16 protein-coding genes are annotated in these 15387 nt (G+C 70.4%); 9 read left to right on the forward strand and 7 right to left on the reverse strand.

The window, feature by feature from the left end; genetic code table 11:
• Positions 1–25 precede the first annotated feature (25 nt).
• On the reverse strand, positions 26–565 hold the full coding sequence (locus AC0GKK_RS11955) for a hypothetical protein (protein WP_489883846.1): 540 nt from the start codon (positions 563–565) through the stop codon (positions 26–28).
• A 111-nt stretch (positions 566–676) separates the two neighbouring features.
• On the opposite strand from AC0GKK_RS11955, the gene AC0GKK_RS11960 reads away from it, so the two are divergent.
• Genes AC0GKK_RS11960 through AC0GKK_RS11980 form a run of 5 tightly spaced genes read left to right on the forward strand, consistent with a single transcriptional unit; the run spans position 677 to position 5651 of the window.
• Complete coding sequence (locus AC0GKK_RS11960; protein WP_489883847.1) at positions 677–3760, forward strand: terminase small subunit; 3084 nt, start codon at positions 677–679, stop codon at positions 3758–3760.
• The gene (locus tag AC0GKK_RS11965; protein ID WP_489883848.1) at positions 3750–4016 is read left to right on the forward strand and encodes a WXG100 family type VII secretion target; all 267 of its coding nucleotides are present in this window, start codon (positions 3750–3752) and stop codon (positions 4014–4016) included. The genes AC0GKK_RS11960 and AC0GKK_RS11965 overlap by 11 nt, the downstream gene beginning before the upstream one ends.
• Before the next feature lie 4 nt (positions 4017–4020).
• Positions 4021–4857, forward strand: a complete 837-nt coding sequence (locus AC0GKK_RS11970; protein WP_489883849.1) for a hypothetical protein — start codon at positions 4021–4023, stop codon at positions 4855–4857.
• The gene (locus AC0GKK_RS11975) at positions 4857–5081 is read left to right on the forward strand and encodes a hypothetical protein (protein WP_489883850.1); all 225 of its coding nucleotides are present in this window, start codon (positions 4857–4859) and stop codon (positions 5079–5081) included. Before AC0GKK_RS11970 ends, AC0GKK_RS11975 begins: the two co-directional genes overlap by 1 nt.
• Before the next feature lie 24 nt (positions 5082–5105).
• Positions 5106–5651: a hypothetical protein gene (locus tag AC0GKK_RS11980; RefSeq protein WP_489883851.1), complete on the forward strand. Its 546-nt coding sequence runs from the start codon at positions 5106–5108 to the stop codon at positions 5649–5651.
• Positions 5652–6466: 815 nt separating this feature from the next.
• On the opposite strand, the gene AC0GKK_RS11985 is transcribed toward AC0GKK_RS11980, so the two are convergent.
• From AC0GKK_RS11985 to AC0GKK_RS12000, 4 genes are all read right to left on the reverse strand, one after another.
• A complete protein-coding gene (locus AC0GKK_RS11985; protein WP_100879564.1) occupies positions 6467–6937 on the reverse strand; it encodes a hypothetical protein in 471 nt (156 codons plus the stop codon).
• A 182-nt stretch (positions 6938–7119) separates the two neighbouring features.
• Positions 7120–7737: a response regulator transcription factor gene (locus tag AC0GKK_RS11990; RefSeq protein ID WP_489883852.1), complete on the reverse strand. Its 618-nt coding sequence runs from the start codon at positions 7735–7737 to the stop codon at positions 7120–7122.
• Positions 7724–8341, reverse strand: coding sequence for a sensor histidine kinase (locus tag AC0GKK_RS11995; protein ID WP_489883853.1), 618 nt, complete (start codon positions 8339–8341; stop codon positions 7724–7726). The genes AC0GKK_RS11990 and AC0GKK_RS11995 overlap by 14 nt, the downstream gene beginning before the upstream one ends.
• A gap of 637 nt (positions 8342–8978) precedes the next feature.
• Complete coding sequence (locus tag AC0GKK_RS12000) at positions 8979–9224, reverse strand: hypothetical protein (RefSeq protein ID WP_073577552.1); 246 nt, start codon at positions 9222–9224, stop codon at positions 8979–8981.
• A 136-nt stretch (positions 9225–9360) separates the two neighbouring features.
• On the opposite strand from AC0GKK_RS12000, the gene AC0GKK_RS12005 reads away from it, so the two are divergent.
• Positions 9361–9591, forward strand: a complete 231-nt coding sequence (locus AC0GKK_RS12005; RefSeq protein ID WP_476653799.1) for a hypothetical protein — start codon at positions 9361–9363, stop codon at positions 9589–9591.
• A 103-nt stretch (positions 9592–9694) separates the two neighbouring features.
• Here the strand turns inward: AC0GKK_RS12005 and AC0GKK_RS12010 are convergent, their stop codons facing one another.
• Positions 9695–11389, reverse strand: a complete 1695-nt coding sequence (locus AC0GKK_RS12010; RefSeq protein WP_489883854.1) for an AMP-binding protein — start codon at positions 11387–11389, stop codon at positions 9695–9697.
• Positions 11390–11421: 32 nt separating this feature from the next.
• On the reverse strand, positions 11422–12771 hold the full coding sequence (locus AC0GKK_RS12015; protein WP_489883855.1) for an MFS transporter: 1350 nt from the start codon (positions 12769–12771) through the stop codon (positions 11422–11424).
• Positions 12772–13062: 291 nt separating this feature from the next.
• On the opposite strand from AC0GKK_RS12015, the gene AC0GKK_RS12020 reads away from it, so the two are divergent.
• The 3 genes from AC0GKK_RS12020 to AC0GKK_RS12030 all read left to right on the forward strand — a co-directional run bounded on the left by AC0GKK_RS12020 (position 13063) and on the right by AC0GKK_RS12030 (position 15294).
• Positions 13063–13911: a helix-turn-helix transcriptional regulator gene (locus AC0GKK_RS12020; protein ID WP_489883856.1), complete on the forward strand. Its 849-nt coding sequence runs from the start codon at positions 13063–13065 to the stop codon at positions 13909–13911.
• A 160-nt stretch (positions 13912–14071) separates the two neighbouring features.
• Positions 14072–14317, forward strand: coding sequence for a hypothetical protein (locus AC0GKK_RS12025; protein WP_489883857.1), 246 nt, complete (start codon positions 14072–14074; stop codon positions 14315–14317).
• Between the two features lie 176 nt (positions 14318–14493).
• A complete protein-coding gene (locus AC0GKK_RS12030; protein WP_489883858.1) occupies positions 14494–15294 on the forward strand; it encodes a GVDTG sorting domain-containing protein in 801 nt (266 codons plus the stop codon).
• Positions 15295–15387 lie beyond the last annotated feature (93 nt).

Here is a 15387-nt window from a genome sequence, read left to right on the forward strand (position 1 = left end):
ATATGGCCTACAGCAGGGCAGGGGACTAAGAGAACTTGCCCTCCATCACGAGCATAGCCGTACCTGAGTACGTCACGCCCCACGCTATGCAGCCGACATAACCGAACATCCGCACGACTGGGTTCTCGTTCGCGACCAGGAAGCCGAAACCAAGACCGCCCAAGTAGAACAGGCAGACAAACGCAAACAGCGCCAAGATAATCAGAACCGAGATCAAGGCGACGAGCGCTCCATCATTGCCGCTCGCGGGGGCAAGCAACGCATCCGGTGCGCTCAGAAGCGCATACACGATGTCGCGGTTCTGCTGCGGAAATGCGAGGGCTAGGAATAGCCCGATGGCCGGGGCCAGGATCGCATCTCGGACCACGGACCAGTCACCAGTCGCGATGCCTACCGCGAACGCTATGCCACCCATGATCAGGTAGATCACCGAGCCGATGACCACCACGACGATGCCCACCAGTACCGCAGCCATCACCATCGCCGCGCCCACTGCCAGCCAGTAGACGAAGCCGACCGCTACGAACGTGCCTACCGCCGCACCGAGGCCGTCGTCATCGCTCACTTGGTCCTCCTAGACCACACGCCGGTGCTGATCACCGGATGCGCGCAATATAGCGGCACGCATGAAACATGCCTAGATGATCCAGGCTATATTTCGGCAAGACTGCTTGGCATGTTAAACGGCGCGTTCATCATCCTGATCGTTGCAATATATATAAGACGCGTTCATTATATCCATATGAGCAACACCGACGAAGACACGCAGAAGCACCCTGACGGCCGGCCATTGAAGTTTGCCACGGCAGAAGAACTTAGATCACAAATCGACAGCTACTTTGCAATGTGCGATCCGCACATCGTTAAACGTCTTACTGACGCAGGAGTCAACGAGCGTGGGGAGACGATATGGGTTACCCGTGAGGTGATGACCGAGCAACGGCCGTACCTGATATCCGGACTAGCCAGGGCACTGAAAACTACGCGTGAAACTCTCCTAGATTATGAGTCTGGCAAGTATGATGATCGTGATAAGTCGGCCGCAGCTAATGCGAAGTTTTCTGACACGATACGCGAAGCCAAGCAGCGATGCGAAGAGTACACAGAGGAACAGCTCTACGGTCCTTACTCTGCCGGCGCTCGGTTCAGCCTGTCCAACAACTTTCAAGGTCGCCATCAACCATGGTCAGAGCGCCAGGTCGTCTCAGGTGACCCGGAGGCTCCACTTAGCAACCCCATGGCAGCACTGACAACCGAACAGCTCATGAAGCTTGCTAACAGCAACGTCGAGCTCATCTACGACCAGACTGGCCGGGAGTCCGCTATCGGACTCACCAGGTCCGTCCTGCTCCGGCACCTGGCTGCGACCCATCCCGGCGACCTACAGATCACCTTCTTCGACCCCGTCGGGCTTGGACAGTCCGTCGGGGAGCTGCTGGACCTCGCCGAGTACGACCCCGCGTTGGTCGGGGGCAAGGTCTGGTCCGCTGCGGCCGATCTAGCCACCCGGCTTGCCGAGCACACCGCACACATCGAGCTCGTGATCCAGAAGTACCTACGGGCGACCTACGACTCCATCGACGAGTTCAACCGCGAGGCCGGTGAGGTAGCTGAGCCCTACCGCCTCCTCGTCGTCTACGACTTCCCGCTCGGCTTCAGCGAGGAGACCGTGCGCGCTCTCAGCTCGGTCATTCAGAACGGGCCGCGTTGCGGAGTGGACACCCTCCTGCTGCGCAACACCGCCATCGAAGCCCCCCACGGCACGGATGCCGCCCTTCCCGTCGACAGCACCTGGAGCATCGACCTCCGGCTGCCGTTCATCTACACGCACGAGAGCTACAAGCTCGTCTCCCAGTTCGTGCCGGACGACAGCATGGTCCCGTCTGCTGTGTCCACAAGGATCGTCGACACGGTCGGCAGGCTGGCGATCGCGCGAACCGAGGGCACCGTGGCCTTCGCCAAGTCGATGCGGATGTTCACCGAGACCCGCCGGCGCGGGCTCCGCCCCGAACTCTCCGGAGTTCCAGAGAACGTGTCCCCGCAGGAGCCGGGAACCTGGTGGGCGGGCGACAGCACCCGGGGTCTCTACGCCCCTGTCGGGCAGAAGGGCGCCCGGGACGTGGCCGTACTCGGCTTCGACTCGAGCGACGCCTCCGGTGCGTTGCTCGTCGGCAGACCGGGCTCCGGTAAGTCGACACTGCTGCACGTCTACATCGCAGGGCTCACCACCGTCTATGGGCCGGACCAGCTGGAGCTGCACCTGATCGATTTCAAGGAAGGCGTCGAGTTCGCGGGCTACGCCGCCGAGGGGCTCCCGCACGCTCGTACTGTCGCGATCGAGTCGGACCGTGAGTTCGGTCTATCGGTCCTGCAGTCGCTGGTCGACGAGCTGGCGCGGCGAGGCGGCCTGCTCCGGGCCACCGGGGGCCGACACACCGGGCTTCAGGCGTTGCGCGAGGCGACCGGGGAGACCCTGCCCCGGGTATTGCTTGTGTTCGACGAGTTCCAGGTCCTGTTCGCGCGTAACGACAAGGTCGGCATCGCCGCATCGGACCTGCTCGAGACTCTCATCCGTCAGGGCCGCGGGTTCGGCATCCACCTGCTGCTCGGCTCGCAGAGCCTGTCGGGTCTCGACGCGCTGGGTGCTCACGTCCCGCAGCTGCTGCCGACCCGGATCCTGCTCGCCGCCGCCGATCTCGACCAGCGGAGGGTACTCGGCGACCACAACGACGGCGGACGCTATCTCACGACCCGCGGCCAGGGGATCCTGAACACGGCAGGTGGCGCCGTCGAAGCCAACGAACGCTTCACCGGTGCCCTACTCACGGAGACCGAGCGCCTCGACCTCCTCCGCGCCCTACGGGCAAAGGCGGACGCGGCGGGCTTCACCCGCACACCGGTGGTATTCGAGGGCAACACGCGGGCGCGGCTCGACGCTGTCGAGCCCGTTGTCTTCCAAGAGGAGCTCGCTTCGTCTGGCGCCATGCCCGTCCGGCTCCGCGTCGGCTCCGCGTCGACGCCGAATGGGATCGGGGACATCCAGCTCCGTCGAGAGGCAGGTGCCCACGTCCTCGCCGTGGTGCGGGACAGCGAGTCGGAGGCTGCTGAGCTGGAGCCGAGCCAAGGGCCGGCGTACGCCCTGCTCACCGCGGCCGTCAGCGCGGCGGCCCAAAGCAATGCGCTCATCACCGTGATCGACTTCCTCTCCGCAGACGACGGACTCGACGCCACCCTTGAGCCGCTGCTGGAAGCGGGCCGAATCACCCTGCGCCGTCGCCGCGCGTTCGCCCCCCTCGTCCAGGACACCCTCGCCGAGGTACGCGGGCGCGTCGAATCAGACGATGGCCGCGCGCCCGCGCGCATGATGTTCCTCTTCGGCATCCACCGTGCGCGAGACCTCGACTCGGACCTCTCCAGCCTCGACGCGGACTCCGAGCTCGCGGACGCGCTCAAGGAGATCCTGCGGGACGGACCGGAGGTTGGCGTGCACGTGTGGATGTGGGCGGGCAGCGTGAGCGGGGTGTCACGACGGCTCTCCTCCCGGATGATCCGGGAGTGCGGCTGGCGGGTGGCGGGGCGAGTGAGCGCGGACGATTCACACTCCCTGCTCGGCACGGAGATCGCGGCGGATCTCAGAGAGACCCAGCTCGTCCTTTCCCACGACGACCACGGCGTACTCAGCCGCGTCGTCGGATTCGAGGTCCCGCCCACCTCGTGGCTCCGCGCCATCTCCGCTGGGAGGAACACTCATGCCGTCTGACGTCCACGCCGACCCCGAGAAGCTGCGCCAGTTCGCCAAGACGCTGAGCTCATCGGCGGGGAAGATCGATGAGATCGCTCGCCAGCTGCGCCGCAGCCTCGACGCGACCCAGTGGAAGGACAGCGAGCGGCAGCGGTTCGAGGACGGCTTCAAGCAGACGCTCAAGGCGTTGAGCTCGGTCAGCAGCCACCTGCGGGACACGGACGCGCCGGGCATCCACAAGAAGGCCGAGGCCCTCGACCGGTTCCGCGGGTAGCGGCATGGCCGAGATCCGCACGCGGGACGAGGCGTTGACGGCCGTCGCGCGCGCCATGAGCCGGTGGTCCGACACCTCCGCTGGCGTTCTCGTCCAGGCCGCGACCGCGGCCGCGGCGGCACAGCGGCAGGGAGAAGACGTCGTCCGGCGCTTGCAGAGCAGGGTCGGTGCACTGCAGAGCAGGCTCGCCGCCCTGCCCGAGGACGCCGATCCCCGACCGCTGCTGGGCCAGCTCGCCGAGGCCCGTCGGTCGTTGGCGACGGCGAAGGACGCCGTACGTCGGCTGGCAGGCGTCTGCACTGGTGCCGTTGCCCTGGAACGGGCCCACGCCCGAATGACCCCGAGCCTCGCTGACGCGGCTCGTGCCGACCTGGCTCGCAAGGGGGCCGACCTCACCTCCTACCGGGCTGCCGGGAGCGGTGGGGGGTCGGCGTTCTTGGCGCCTTCCGGTGGTGGAGGAGCCTGGTTGGTGGGGCACGCGATGTCGAACGTCGACCTCGCGGAGGTGGACTACTCGGATAACCCGATACGCCCGCCGTTCTCAAAGAGCCAGGACGTGTCCCGCGCGGACTACCGATGGGCCGTGCAGACCTGGGACGAGGTCGTTCAGCCGGGCCTGGACAAGGGCATGACCAGGAGCGACTTCGTCGAACGGGACGCCGAACGCAGTGCCCCTCCGCTACGTCGGACCGCGGACGTCTACGACATGTTCCTCGGCAGCGACCCGATCGCATTGAGCCGCAGGTCGGACGGCAGCCTGGGCGTCACCTCGGGTAGACACCGCATCGAGATCGCACGTGACCTCGGCGTGACACACCTCCCCGCGAAGGTCTTCGGCTGATGCGCGTACTGGCTTCTGCCGCAGGGGCGTTCGAGGAGGCGTGCCGTGTCTTCGACCGCGCCCTGGCAGAAACCCGCAGCCAGTGGGACGACGCGACCCGGCGCTCCTTCGACCGGGAGTTCTCCAAGGTCTTGCTGTTCGAGGCCAAGCGGACCGCCACCGAGCTGCAGAACTTCGCCCAGGAAGCCGACGCGGCCCTGGCCGCACTCGACAGCCTCCGCTAGCACTTTGATCGATAGGAGATTCACGTGGTGTTCTTCATTCTCGTCGCCCTGACAATCATCCTCGGCCTCTTCTTGTTCCGGGTGCTCACCCGGCGAAACGCGCCGAGGTCCGTCCCCCCGGCCCCGGTAATCGCGCAAAGCACCGTCGGCACCACCACCCCTGCCGTCTCAGCGCCTCAGGCGCTCGACGCCAAGTGGCTCGGCCCGCTGACCGACGCCGGTTTCACCCCGTCCCTAGCCCCGTTCGTCCGAGTCATCGAGCACGGCAACCTCATCGCCGACCGGGGTAGGCGCTTCTCCGACGGGAGCCCCTTCCTCCGCGCCGCTCCCGCGGTCCTGATCGTCGAAGACAATCGGGTGGCCATCGCAGCCGAGGACGGCCAGAAGATCCGCGTCATCACCCGCAACACCGCCGACGGCCGACTCATGGTCAGCCGCTTCGGAGCCCTCCAGATCGTCTTCGGCAACAACGCCGGCGTCGACGGTTGGACTTTCGATGGACTCCGCACCGACACCCCAGAAGGCCGCGAGGTCGGCAACGCCCTAAGAGAATGGATTGTCAGCGGCTGACAGGGCAGTCCCAGAGACCACTTGCGAGATCCTCACGGAAAGCGTCGCCAGCCTCGCGCCATGGGGGCGATCGTGGGGCGAAGTGCAGCGCACCAGGGATCACCATGGACAATCGGCGAGAACCCTGGCCCCTGGCAGGACCGCCGAGGGCGGTCCAGATCACGCACCGTCCCGGCCTCCTAAAGCGGGTGCCGCAGGTTCGAATCCTGCCGGGGGCACTACACCGTGACCAGCGGCAACGCTGTTCGCGATCGCGAACGACTTCGCGCCGTGGAACGAAACCCGCCTACGCTGCGGCGGGGAAGCGCAGGTCACGGGGACACATCGAGGAGCTGCCGAGCGGCGCGTCCCGAGCCATCGTCGTCGCGGGCGTCGATCCGCTGCCGGTGCGCAGCCGCCGGCTCAGGGAGACGGCGCGGACCCGCACGGAGGCCGAGAACAGCGCTGAACTCGTGAGTCGGGCGGGGAACGGGTCCGCGGGCGCGGCCGGAACCGTGGTGCCGTGCTCGGCCCGTGTGTGCCGACCCGATCGAGCAGGCCGGGGACGCCGCGATCCTCGACACGCTGCGGTCCTGCGGCTGGGAGACGAAGGCTGCGGCATCGTCGACGGCCGCGCTCGGGGTTACCGCACGAGTTCGCCGCGGGCACCACTCACGGCAAGCACGGGTACGACTGCGTCACCTGCCTGCCGCCCGAGGCCGGCGACACCGCCGGCCGGTCCCTCGGGGAGCGGACCGGCGTAGCCGATCGCCGATTACACCCCGTCCGCAGTGGCGGTCACTCGCGACGACGTCTGCTCGGCGTGACCGAGGCGGTCAGTCCCTCTCGTGCGGTCGCGCGGCGTGGCCGGGGCGCCCGCGCGTGCGGCGCTGCTCCTTCATCTCCGCCTCCATCAGATGCCGCCGCCCACCGACCAACTCGTCGCGCACCGCGCGGTCCAGGTCCAGCGTGGTGCGGTAGTAGCCGTCGTCGTACTCCTCCACGACCTGGAAGCTCCACCGCCCCGCGACGACGTTCAGCCCGATCAGCTCGGTGGTGATCCGGTCCGCCAGGTCGTCGCGACCCATCCCCCGCAGGCCGCCGACGACCTCGTCGAGCATCTCGTCGGCGTACCCGGTCATCTGGTGGAAGGCGTAGAGGTGCCCGCGGGCCCGTTCGATCGTCTCGACGGCCTCGGCCAACTTGCCCACCGTGGCCACCGCCTCGTCCGACACACCGTCCGGTCGGCGGTGTTCCGGGGCCGGTCGGTCGTCGTCGCGGCGGTCCTGCTGGTGGTTCTCGGACATGCGGGGGTCTTCCCGGTTCCAGCGGCCGGGAACCGTCCTGCCGACTCGAGCAGGGACCGTCATCGCTCCGTCCAGACGAATTGCCCGGACCGTTCCTGCTGGTCGCGAGGCTGAACTGCGTGCGGCGGGCCGGACGGGCCGACGCCGGTGCCGGGGGGCCGCGGTCCGGCGTCCAGCCGGTGTCAGAGCCAGCCGCGTTCGTGCGCGTGGCGCGCGGCGTCGTGGCGGGTGGCGGTGCCGGTCTTCTGCATCGCGCTGGACAGGTAGTTGCGAACGGTCCCGTGGGCGAGGTGCAGCCGGCGGGCGATGTGTGCCACGGAGTAGCCCTCGCGGGTCTCGGCGAGGGCGTCGATCTCGCGGTCGGTGAGCGGGCAGTCGTCGATCACGGATGCCTCGAGGACCTCGTGGGCGATCCACCGACGCCCGGCCCGCAACTCGTGGACGACCGCGACGATGTCCTCGGGGTCGGCGCTCTTGCTCATGAACCCCTGCACCCCGAGCTTGAGCACCCGGCGCAGGACACCCGGGCGGGCGTGCCGGGTGAGCATGAGCACCGCCTGCCCGGGGTGGTGTTCCCGGATCCGCGCGACGGCGTCGAGGCCGTTGGCCCCGGGCATCTCCAGGTCGACGACGAGCACGTCGGGACGGTGCTCGAGGGTCTCCCGCACGGCCCCGTCGCCGTCCTCGGCCTGGGCTACGACGACGATCGTCCCGTCCTGGGGCAGCAGCGCCGCCATCGCGGTGCGCAGCAGCTTCTCGTCGTCGGCCAGCACGATGCGGACGGGCTCAGCGCCGGTCATGGTCCCCGCCTCCCGTCGGTCGGGCCGCGCCGCCACCGCGCGTGCCCGCCCCGGGGCTCGCGAGCCGGGCCGCGACGGTGAACGTCGTCGGGGTGGTGGTCACGTCCAGGTCGCCGCCGGCCGCGGCCAGGCGGTCCCGCAGGCGGGCGAGGCCGCGCAGCTCCGGCCCGGCGTCCGCGGCGGGGGCGACCCCGTCGTTGGTGATCTCGACCCGGGTCGCCGACGTGGTGATGCGCACGGTGCTCGGGCGGGCGTGGCGGAGCAGGTTGGTCGTGGCCTCGCGCAGCACCTGGGCGAGCAGCGGGTGGACGGGGGCGGCGCCGGGGTCGTGGTGGACCTCGACCGTGATCCCGGCGGCCTCGCCCAGCCGACGGGTGTTCTCCAGCTCGGCGGTCAGGTTGAGCTGGTGGCGCGCGTGGGCGAGCTCGCGGGTCCGGGTGAGGGCGTCGTCGACGAGTCCCCGGATCTCACCGAGCTCGGCGACGGCCGTCGCGGCGGCGTCCTCGCCGCCGCCGCGGACGAGGGTCTGCGCGTAGGCGGCCTTGAGTTTGATGACGTGCAGCGAGTGTCCGTGGATGTCGTGCAGGTCGCCCGCGAACCGCATCCGCTCGTGGCGATCGCCAGCTCGCGCTCGGCCTCGCGGGCCCGTTCCAGACGACGCACGACGACCCACGCGTACTCGGAGACGACGATGACGCCGGCGACGAACAGGGTGCCGAACAGGGGCAGGAGCACGTACTGGCCGGCGAGGGTCACGGTGGGCGGCCGGGGCAGGAGCGCCGCGGCACCGGACGCCGCGACGACCACGGCGAGCGCACCGACCCACATCCGCCGGTGACGCGGGCGGGCGGACACCAGCAGCGACCCGATGAGCGCGAAGGGCACGAAGGTGATCGGGCTCGCGGCGCTCAGGGCCGCGACGAGCCGGTTCACCCCGGTGAAGCCCAGGGTGAACACGGCGCCGCGCGAGTAGCCGTCCAGGCTCCACTGCCGCAGCACCCCGAGGGCCAAGACCAGCCCCACGGCGACGATCAGGCCCTCCCACCAGCTGTGCGCCGTGAGCACGACACCGACCACGCACAGCGGGGCGAGGGCGGCGAGGGCGGTGAGCATCGCGGCCCGGCGCGCCCGGGCGGCCGCGGTCCCCGCTGCCGCGCCGGTGTCGGCGCCATCGCTCACGACGACATCGGTCACGGCGGCGGCATCGGAGTCGGTCACGGGGCTCCCGGTGGGGCGGTCGGTCACGACCGCGTCGGCTGCGGGCGGCGCTGCTTCAGCGTGCGCCCGACCAGAGTCTTGCCGATCAGCCCCACGACGAGCACGGCGAGCGCCACCCACTGCAGGGATCCGTTCCGCAGGAAGAACGCGGTGACCGGCTCGGGCAGGACGGTGAACAGCCCGGTGTCGTAGGCGAGTCCGACGTAGGCGATGACCACGGTCACGGAGAGGACGGTGACGGCGGTGAGGACCAGGTCCAGCAGCTTCATGGTCGTCAACGGTCCGGCACGCTCCTCGGCGACGGTAGTGACACGGCGTCATGTGCTGCGGTGACCTCACGCCACTGTGCCACCGGTGCGTGCGCGGGTGCGATGGGACACGACCCGATCGACCCGAGGAGACGACATGTTCCGGTCACACCTGCTCCGGCTCGCCGTGGGAGTGGTGTCGCTGACCGCCGTCGCCGCCTGCGGCGCCCCCGCCCCACCCGGAGCAGCCGCCGCGGCCGCGACCAGACCGCCACCACAGCTCGCCGCCGTCCACGACCAGCAGATCACCTGGCAGCCCTGCGACGGGTTCGCCACCTCGGCGGCCGACCGGGCCCTCTACGCGAACGAAGCAGTTTCCACGAAGTGAGAGAGACGGTCGGCCCGTCCCCGGCTCGCTGGCGGGACGGACCGACCGTCCGGTCCGAGGCGGCTCGGCGGACACCGCCCCGGAGCGTTCCCGGGGAGGGCGGTCAGCCCTTCAGCTCCGGGAAGTCCTCGTAGCGCCACTCCCCGCCCGCGGCCGCCCCGGCCTCGTCGCGCTCGCGGGCCCGCAGCTCCACCCGCCGGATCTTGCCCGAGATCGTCTTCGGCAGCTCGGAGAACTCGATCCGCCGCACCCGGAGGTAGGGCGCCAGGTGGTCCCGGGCGTGGGCGAAGATCGCGGCCGCGGTCTCCCGGGTCGGCTCGTGGCCGGGGGCGAGCGCGACGTAGGCCTTCGGCACGGCGAGCCGGACCGGGTCGGGCTGGGGCACCACGGCCGCCTCCAGCACCGCCGGGTGCTCGACGAGCACGCTCTCCAGCTCGAACGGCGAGATCTTGTAGTCGCTGGCCTTGAACACGTCGTCGGTGCGGCCGACGTAGAACAGGTAGCCGTCGGAGTCGCGGGTCGCGGTGTCACCGGTGTGGTAGAAGCCGCCCGCCATGGCGTCGGCGGTCTTCTCCGGCATGTCCAGGTACCCGACCATCAGGCTGGTGGGCCGCCGGGACAGGTCGATGCAGATCTCGCCCTCGGTCCCCGAGACCTCGCCGGTGAGCTCGTCGACCAGCACCACCGGGACACCGGGCAGCGGACGCCCCATCGACCCGGGCTTCACGACGGAGCCGGGCGTGTTGCCCACCGACGCCGTCGTCTCGGTCTGGCCGAACCCGTCGCGCAGGGTCAGGCCCCACTGCGCCCGGACCTGCTCGATGATCTCCGGGTTGAGCGGTTCGCCCGCCGCGATGACCTCGCGCAGCGAGCCCGGCCCGCCGGACAGGTCGGCCTTGATCAGCATCCGCCAGACCGTCGGCGGGGCGCAGAACGTGGTGACGCCCTTGTCCCGGATCTGGCCGAGCAGCGACGCCGCGTCGAAGCGGGTGTAGTTGTAGAGGAAGATCGTCGCCCCGGCGATCCACGGCGCGAAAAAGCAGCTCCAGGCGTGCTTGGCCCAGCCCGGCGAGCTGATGTTGAGGTGCACGTCGCCGGGGGTGATGCCCAGCCAGTACATGGTCGACAGGTGCCCGACCGGGTACGACGCCTGGGTGTGCTCGACCAGCTTCGGCCGGCTGGTGGTGCCGGAGGTGAAGTACAGCAGCAGCCGGTCGTCGGCGGTGGTGCCCGGGTGCTCGACGGGCGCGTCGTCGACGTCGTGGGAGTCGGCGAGGTCCAGCCAGCCCTCGGCGGACCCGCCGACCGAGACCGCGGTGAGCCCGTCCAGCAGGCCGTCGAACTTGCCCGTGCAGGACGCGTCGGCGATCACGAACCGCGCTCCCCCGCGCTCCAGCCGGTCCGGCAGGTCGACGGCGCCGAGCGCGGTGGTCGTCGGCATGATCACCGCGCCGAGCTTCATCACCGCCAGCATCGACTCCCACAGCTCGACGCGGTTGCCGAGCATGACCAGCACGCTGTCCCCGCGGCCGACGCCGTGCGAGGCGAGCCAGCGGGCCACCCGGTTGGAGCGGCGGCGCAGCTCGTCGAAGGTCCAGGCGCCCTCGGCGCCGTCCTCCTCCACGATGCGCAGCGCGGTCCGCGACTCGCCGTCGGCGATCACGTCGAACCAGTCGTGCGCCCACTGGAACGCGCCGTCGAACTGCGGCCAGGTGAAGTCGGCGACGGCCTTCTCGTGCTCGCCGTGCAGCGCGACGAGCCGGTCACGGGCGTCGCGGTAGATGTCGTGGTTGGCCATGGGGCGGACGACCTCCGGGTCGGTGGTGCGGGTCAGACCGTCGTCGGGGCGGTCGCGGGGCGCTCGTGCTCGAGCGCGACGTTGCGGGTCTCGTGCAGCAGCGACACGCAGACCAGGGAGATCACGCCGATCAGCGAGAGCATCACGCCGATCGCGATCGAGCCGTACGCCGCGGCCAGACCGGGCGCGACCAGCGGCGGGATCGCCCCGCCGAGGACGCCGGCGAGGTTGTAGCCGAGCCCGGCGCCGGTGTAGCGGTGCCGGGCCGAGAACAGCTCGGGCAGGAAGGAGCCCGCCGGACCGTAGGCGACCGCGAAGATCACCAAGGTCCCGCAGAGGCCGACCGCGAACGCGGTGGCGCTGCCGGTGTCGAGCAGCGGGAACAGCACCAGCGCCCAGACGATCCCGGCGACGCAGGACGTCCGGATGACCGCGCGACGCCCGAACCGGTCCGACAGCATCCCGGCGGCCACGGTCGCGAGCCCGAACACGGCGGCCGCGGCGATGCCGATGCCCAGCACCACCGGGCGGTCCAGGGCCGCACCCTGCGGGTTCGTGCCGTAGGCGGTCAGGTAGGCCGTGCCCATGTAGAAGAACGCGAACAGCATCGACAGCGCACCGGCCGACAGCAGGACCTCACGCGGCTGCGCCCGGACGGCCTCCAGGAACGGCAGCCGCTTCGAGCGGTCGAGCGCGGTCGCCTCCGCGGCCGCGCGCCGCCGGGCCTCGGCGAACGCGGGGGTCTCCTCGATGGAGAGCCGCACCCACAGCCCGACGCCGACGAGCAGGATCGACAGCAGGAACGGGATCCGCCAGCCGTAGGTCAGGAACGCGTCGTCGGTGTCACCCATGACCAACCCGGTGACCAGGAAGGTGCCCGAGGACAGCGCGAACGCGATGGCCGGGCCGAGCTGGGGGAACACGCCGTACAGGCCGCGCTTCTCCTTCGGCGCGTACTCCGCGGTCAGCAGGGTCGCACCCGCCCACTCGCCGCCGACGGCGAAGCCCTGGCAGAACCGCAGGAAGACCAGGATCAGCGGGGCCGCGACGCCGATCGTCTCCGCGCCCGGGAGCAGTCCGATCAGGACGGTCGCGATGCCCATCAGCAGCAACGTCGAGATCAGGGTCTTCTTCCGGCCGATCCGGTCGCCGTAGTGGCCGAACACGATCGCGCCGACCGGGCGGGCGAAGAACGCCACGGCGAACGTCGCGAAGGAGGCGACGGTGCCCGCGGTGGAGCCCAGGGCCGGGAAGAAGACCTTCGGGAACACCAGCGCCGCGGCCGTCCCGTAGATGAAGAAGTCGTAGAACTCGATGGTGGTGCCCGCGCAGCTGGCCGCGGCCACCCTTCTCAGTGGGACCGGTGCGGGGGTGGTGGTCATGCGTGGCTCCTCGTCGAGCGCGGCCTGGTGGGAGCACCGAGACTCGCCGCAGCGGTCCACCGTCCGCTACCAACCGAAGTCAGTGTTCGGGTCCACGGAGCGGGTCCCACGGCCCGGACGACGTGCCCGCCGCCGTGAGGTCGCCGGTGGCAGGTGACAGGCTGGAATCGACCGGGCCGATTGACGCGCCGGGGCGTGTCTGGCACAACAACCCCGCCGGGCATGACTCGTTGCACGTGACGAGGTGGTCCGGAGCCGGCGACGACGCCGCCAGGACGGGGAGGAGCACTCGTGCAGGACGACGACGCAGTCGCGCGGGCCCTGGACCGGGTCATGCCCCGGCGTCTGCACGAACTCAGCGCGACGACCGGCCTGCCCGTCGTCTTCGGCGGGACCACCCGGACGGTGGGCGACGAACAGCAGCTCTCGATCAACCAGCTGATCGGCACCTTCGGCGACTCACTGCGACTGCTCAGCGTCCTGACCGGACGCGGACTCGGCGGCGCCGCGATGGCCCGCCGGATCCCGTGCCGGGTGAGCGACTACGCCTCGACCCCCGGGATCACCCACGACTACGACCACGTCGTCGTCGAGCACGAGCGGCTCGCGTCGATCCTGGCGTACCCGATCGTCGTCCGCGGCTCGGTCCGCGGGGTGATGTACGCGGCGATGCGCGAGCACCGGCCGATCGGCGACGTCGCGGTCCGCAACGCCGGCATCGTGGCCGCCACCATCGCCCGGGACGCCACGACCCTGCTCGACCAGCACGCTCCCCCGGCCGTTGCGTATCCGGCCGCCGCGGACGCCGGGAGCCGGACCGACGCACTGCTGGAGCTCGCTGCGCTGATCGAGAGCACCGGTGACCCGGAGCTGCGCGAGAGACTGCGCCGGATCCACACCGGCCTCGCCGGGGTGCGCCCGACCGCGGGCCGGACGGTCGGGGAGACACCCGCACTCTCCCCACGGGAGATCGAGGCGCTGCAGCACGTCGCGGTGGGCGCGACCAACGCCGAGATCGCCGCGCAGCTCGGGATCACGGTGGGGACGGTCAAGGCCTACCTGCACAGCGCGATGCGCAAGCTCGACACCCAGAACCGGGCGCGGGCGGTCATCGCGGCCCGCGCGGCGGGCCTGATCTGACCGCGGCACACGGCCGGGGCCGCCCGTGACCGGATCCCGGCAGCATGCCGCCACCGGTCCCCCGGGGGGACCGCCGTCGCCGGGGCCCGCCGGGTCCGTCGCCGGGCCGGGGTGAACCCCTCGCGCCCCGCGCACGAACCCAGGGGTGGAGGTGAGGCGGATGCTCCTGACCCGCGACGAGTCACGGGCCCTGGAACTGCTCGACGCGCGCGAGGTGGACGTCGACCTGCTGCGCCCGGCGGTGGCCCGGCACCTGCTCGCCCTCGGCCTCATCGACGCCGACGGGAGCGTCACCGCGGCCGGCGCGGCCGCCGTCGAGGAGGTCTACGCGAGGCGGTTCGCCGACGGCGTCGCCGAGATGAAGGCCCGCATCCGACACCACGAGCTCGGCCACCCCGGGGGCTGAGCTCCGCCGCACACGCTCCGCTGCCCGGGGTCCGGAACACGTCACCGGCAGTGATATCCGGGCCCCGGGACATTCTTTCCCGCATTTCTCCGAACCCCCGCGCTCCGGCCGTCGAATACAGGAGCAGAGGTCGCCGGGAATCGCCCGTCGGTCGGTGTGATCCGAGGAGAACCACCATGGCGAATTCAGTTCGACGTGTGATCGGTCTGGCCACGATCGGCCTGGTCGCCGCCGCGACGACCGCGCTGGGCGCCGGGGTCGCCTCCGCGCAGGAGACCCCTCCCCCGGTCGCGATGATCTCCAGCCTGACCGGCAAGAGCACCTCGGTCGCGCTGGACAAGGGCTTCACCGACGCGCTGACCTCGCTCGACGTCACCCCCGGCCCGTTCGGGTCCGCCTCGATCTCCGACGGCACCGCGTCGTTCCCGATCACCGGTGGCAACGTGACCGTCTACAAGCCGAACGAGGTCCTGCCCTACGTGCAGGGCAGGATCGAGCACATGGGCAGCGGGCTCACCCTCACCAAGGGTGACACCGAGGTCACGCTCGACAACTTCGTGATCGACCCGGGCGACCCCGCCGTGCTGACCGGCCGGGTCCGCGCCGGCGGCCAGACCGTCGCCGAGTCGACCACCCTGTTCGACCTCAACGGCTCGACCCTGAAGCCCATCACGATCGACCAGTCGGCGGGCACCGCGACGCTGACCGGCACGACCGTCACCCTGAACGCCGGGGCCGCCGAGGCCCTGAACGGCGCCTTCTCCACCGACGCCCTCAAGGGCGGCACCACCATCGGCATCGCGACGATCGTCGTCAACACGACGAGCGGGTCCATGCCGATGCCGCAGGGTGGCGTCGAGACCGGCGGTGGCAGCACCTCCGGCACCGACACGGCGCTGGTCGTGACCGGTGTCGCGCTGCTCGCCGGCTCCGCGCTGGTGCTCGTCGTCCGCCGTCGCGGCGTCCGCGGGCACTGATCCACCCCGGGTGTGCCGTCCGCACAGGCGGGCGGCACACCCGGCTCCGGTCGTGGTGGACCACCACGACCGGTTCCCCGACCGGCACCAGGA

The organism is Pseudonocardia sp. P-1 (assembly GCF_058111925.1).

What these genes read in the sequence shown, in the direction of transcription:
- AC0GKK_RS11960 (WP_489883847.1), top strand. Translation starts at nt 677, where the DNA reads ATGTTAAACGGCGCGTTCATCATCCTGATCGTTGCAATATATATAAGA.
- AC0GKK_RS11965 (WP_489883848.1), top strand. Translation starts at nt 3,750, where the DNA reads ATGCCGTCTGACGTCCACGCCGACCCCGAGAAGCTGCGCCAGTTCGCC.
- AC0GKK_RS11970 (WP_489883849.1), top strand. Translation starts at nt 4,021, where the DNA reads ATGGCCGAGATCCGCACGCGGGACGAGGCGTTGACGGCCGTCGCGCGC.
- AC0GKK_RS11975 (WP_489883850.1), top strand. Translation starts at nt 4,857, where the DNA reads ATGCGCGTACTGGCTTCTGCCGCAGGGGCGTTCGAGGAGGCGTGCCGT.
- AC0GKK_RS11985 (WP_100879564.1), bottom strand. Translation starts at nt 6,937, where the DNA reads ATGTCCGAGAACCACCAGCAGGACCGCCGCGACGACGACCGACCGGCC.
- AC0GKK_RS11990 (WP_489883852.1), bottom strand. Translation starts at nt 7,737, where the DNA reads ATGACCGGCGCTGAGCCCGTCCGCATCGTGCTGGCCGACGACGAGAAG.
- AC0GKK_RS11995 (WP_489883853.1), bottom strand. Translation starts at nt 8,341, where the DNA reads ATGCGGTTCGCGGGCGACCTGCACGACATCCACGGACACTCGCTGCAC.
- AC0GKK_RS12000 (WP_073577552.1), bottom strand. Translation starts at nt 9,224, where the DNA reads ATGAAGCTGCTGGACCTGGTCCTCACCGCCGTCACCGTCCTCTCCGTG.
- AC0GKK_RS12005 (WP_476653799.1), top strand. Translation starts at nt 9,361, where the DNA reads ATGTTCCGGTCACACCTGCTCCGGCTCGCCGTGGGAGTGGTGTCGCTG.
- AC0GKK_RS12010 (WP_489883854.1), bottom strand. Translation starts at nt 11,389, where the DNA reads ATGGCCAACCACGACATCTACCGCGACGCCCGTGACCGGCTCGTCGCG.
- AC0GKK_RS12015 (WP_489883855.1), bottom strand. Translation starts at nt 12,771, where the DNA reads ATGACCACCACCCCCGCACCGGTCCCACTGAGAAGGGTGGCCGCGGCC.
- AC0GKK_RS12025 (WP_489883857.1), top strand. Translation starts at nt 14,072, where the DNA reads ATGCTCCTGACCCGCGACGAGTCACGGGCCCTGGAACTGCTCGACGCG.
- AC0GKK_RS12030 (WP_489883858.1), top strand. Translation starts at nt 14,494, where the DNA reads ATGGCGAATTCAGTTCGACGTGTGATCGGTCTGGCCACGATCGGCCTG.